Genomic DNA, 2,890 nt, shown 5'->3' with positions numbered 1-2,890 from the left:
TCGGCGGGCACCTTGCGCAGCGGCGAGCCGGCAGCGCGACCGAAATCCAGCAGCTGGCGGACGATGGCACTGAGCCGCGCCACCTGCTGGCGAATCTGCAACAGAGCGCGGCGATGGGTTTCGCCCAGCTCGTCGTCGCGCAATACGCGCTGCGCCTTGCCGTCTATCACACTCAGCGGGCTGCCCAGCTCATGCGCAACACCAGCCGCCAGCCGTCCCACTGCCGCCAGTTGCTGACTCTGGCGCAGGCGCGCCTGCAACTGCTCTTCGCGGGCCTGCTGCTCGGCCACCTGGCGCTCGGCGGTGGCGATGCTGTCGAGCATCTGATTCAAGGCGCCGGAGAGCACGACAATCTCCTGCGGCCCGCTGCGCGGTGCACGATGCTCGCGCTCGCCGGCCGCGACGCGCTCCATGCTGCGCGCCAGCTGCTGCAGATGCTTGCCCACCGCGGAGCGATGGCCGAGCAGGATCACCACCAGCGCCACCCCGGCGAGCAAGCCACCCAAGCCCGCGGCGATCAGGCGCAGGCGGCGGATGTCCTGCTCGAAATCGCCCCAGCGCCGGGTCACCTGCAGCAGGCCATTGATCTGCCCGCCACTTTCCTCCAGCGGAACGAAGTAGGAATAAACCGGGCGGCCATTGATGCGCTGATAGGTGCCGGTCAGCTCGCCGCCGGCGGTGAGCTGCTGGATCGCCGACTCATCCTGATCCGGTTCCACCGCGCCGGCATAAGCCGCGAGCTTGCCATCACGATCGTAGACATAGGCGCCATACACACGACCGACGCCAAGCACCGATTCCAGCACCTGCTGCAGGGTGCGCTCATGATTCTTCTCCAGGCTGGCGCTCAGCGGCAGGCGCACCGCTCGCGCCACCAGCTCGACCTCGGCCTGCAGGCGCCGCTCGCTGCTGCGCTCGACCGTCCAGAGCACCACCGAACTGAAGCCGAACATGATCGCCATCAGCGGCACGACAACCTTCAGCAGGAGTGCGCCGCGCAGGCTGGAGGGACGCTGCCAAATTGATACATGTGTCATATGGGCACACTAAAGACGCCCTGTTTGCCGGTCCACCCTGCCCCGACGAAACGAGATACCCTTTAAATAACAAGCAATTAGATACAAAAACCAGAGCTGGCACAGCTGCTGCAATGACAAATACGTCTTTAACCGAAGCAGGAATGAACATGACCCAGCACAACGCTCGTCTCGCCTTCGCCGGAATCCTCTCGCTGTTCCTCGGCCTGGCCGCCCCCCTTGCATCGGCGCAATCAGCCAACCCGGCACCTACCGCGCAGCCAGCCGCCGGCGCACAGGCGCAGCAGTTCAGTGAAAAGAAACTGGAGAACTTCGCCGAATCACTTGGCGAGATCATGGAGATCCGCGAGGAATTCACAGGCAAGCTGCAAAAGACCGAAGACGCCGACAAGGCCCGTGAGCTTCAGCAGCAGGCCAACGAGAAAATGCTCGGCGTGATCGAGGAAAAGGACATTAGCATCGACGAATACAACGCCATCAACGAAGCCGTGCAGACCGACCCGGAACTGCGTAACCGTGTGATCGCGATGATGCAGCAGTGATTACATCACCGACACCGCGCGGCGCTGCCTGAGGCAGCTCGCGCAGGCTAACGAGAAAGCCCCGTTTGGCTGATGCCGGCGGGGCTTCTTGCGTCTGGCTGCCGGAACCCTGAAGTTGCTGGATTCAAACGGGTATTTGACGAGAAGCAACCGGTCGGGCAACACCCCCAGATCCGTATTCAGCACCGCCCTTGGAGCCGCTCCACAAGAACCTACCTCGCCACGTTAAACCTGAGCCCCGCGCAATCGCACCGACCGTCGAAGAGCCGATGACGTGCCGCCGGCTCAACAGTCGCGGTCTACAGAGGCAAGACGCGCACGAAAGTCGAAGTAGTATTCGAGCACCCGCAGCGGCGCCTCGACCTGCGGGTAGTGACCGATGCCCTCCAGCAGCACGGTGTCGGGCGTCGGAATCAGCTCGCGGTAGCGAGCGACCATATGTGCACCGGAGATCGGATCGGCCGCGCCGTCGATCACCCGCAACGGCACATTGCAGCGCTGCATGGCCGTAACCCAGCGCTCGCGTTGCCTAACCCGCTCGGGCATGTAGCGGATCAGCCGGTGCATCACCGCCGGTCCGTCGTTCTCGGCAATCAGTCGCCAGTAATCGTCCAGCTCGGCGTCGCTCGGCTGCGTCTGCGCACCGAACACCCGGCCGAAGGTCGCCCCGAGCGTACGCCGCGAGAACAGCCTACCCAGCAGGAAGCCGAACGGCCCGAGCAGTAGTTTCTGCACCCGTACCGGATGATGGGTTTCCGGGAACAGCCCGCCATTAAGGAACACGCAGCTGGTCAGCGCGATGCGCCCTTCGCAATGCCGCGCCAGCAGCTCCTGAGCGACGCTGTCGCCATAGTCATGCGCCAACACATGGATCGCACCGCCGATACCCAGCTCCGCCAGCAGCGCCTGCTGCAGATCGGCCTGTTCGATCAGGCTGTAAGCGTGCCCGCGCGGCTTGGCCGAATAGCCGAAGCCGAGCATGTCGCAGGCAATCAGCCGATAGCGCGCCACAAGTGGCTGCCAGACCTTGTGCCAGTCCCAGCTGGCGGTGGGAAATCCATGGATCAGCAGCAGCGGCTCACCTTCGCCAGCAGTCCAGTAGCGGATGCGATTGCCGCCAAAATCGAACTCGCGAGCGCTGGCGCGCCAGGTATCCAGTGCTATGCCGTCGGTGCTACTCATTCGTTCTTCTTGTTTTCATGGAGACGAAGCCAGTCTAGCGGGGTGGCTTGGAATGACGACTTGCCGTGCCGGCCAGCTTGGTGGCCCGGCGAGTCAGCTGGGCGCTGCTGGGAGGAAAAACGGGGGGGG

The 2,890-nt window shown here is 63.9% G+C and carries 3 protein-coding genes; 1 reads left to right on the top strand and 2 read right to left on the bottom strand.

Features of this window, described 5'->3' with window-relative positions; genetic code table 11:
• Nucleotides 1-1,037 (bottom strand): histidine kinase dimerization/phospho-acceptor domain-containing protein (locus LO50_RS21830; protein ID WP_044316351.1); only part of this gene is annotated, 1,037 nt, incomplete at its 3' end.
• Between the two features lie 149 nt (nucleotides 1,038-1,186).
• On the opposite strand from LO50_RS21830, the gene LO50_RS21825 reads away from it, so the two are divergent.
• The gene (locus tag LO50_RS21825) at nucleotides 1,187-1,579 is read left to right on the top strand and encodes a DUF4168 domain-containing protein (RefSeq protein WP_044316350.1); all 393 of its coding nucleotides are present in this window, start codon (nucleotides 1,187-1,189) and stop codon (nucleotides 1,577-1,579) included.
• Between the two features lie 285 nt (nucleotides 1,580-1,864).
• Here the strand turns inward: LO50_RS21825 and LO50_RS21820 are convergent, their stop codons facing one another.
• Nucleotides 1,865-2,761: an alpha/beta fold hydrolase gene (locus LO50_RS21820; RefSeq protein ID WP_044316349.1), complete on the bottom strand. Its 897-nt coding sequence runs from the start codon at nucleotides 2,759-2,761 to the stop codon at nucleotides 1,865-1,867.
• Nucleotides 2,762-2,890 lie beyond the last annotated feature (129 nt).

It is taken from the genome of Stutzerimonas stutzeri, assembly GCF_000935215.1.
GTDB lineage: Bacteria > Pseudomonadota > Gammaproteobacteria > Pseudomonadales > Pseudomonadaceae > Stutzerimonas.
Note: the sequence above shows the minus strand (reverse complement) of the source record. Positions and strands in the feature narration are given on the sequence as shown.

Coding starts and splice junctions, on each gene's coding strand:
- LO50_RS21825 (WP_044316350.1), top strand. CDS start 1,187: ATGACCCAGCACAACGCTCGTCTCGCCTTCGCCGGAATCCTCTCGCTG.
- LO50_RS21820 (WP_044316349.1), bottom strand. CDS start 2,761: ATGAGTAGCACCGACGGCATAGCACTGGATACCTGGCGCGCCAGCGCT.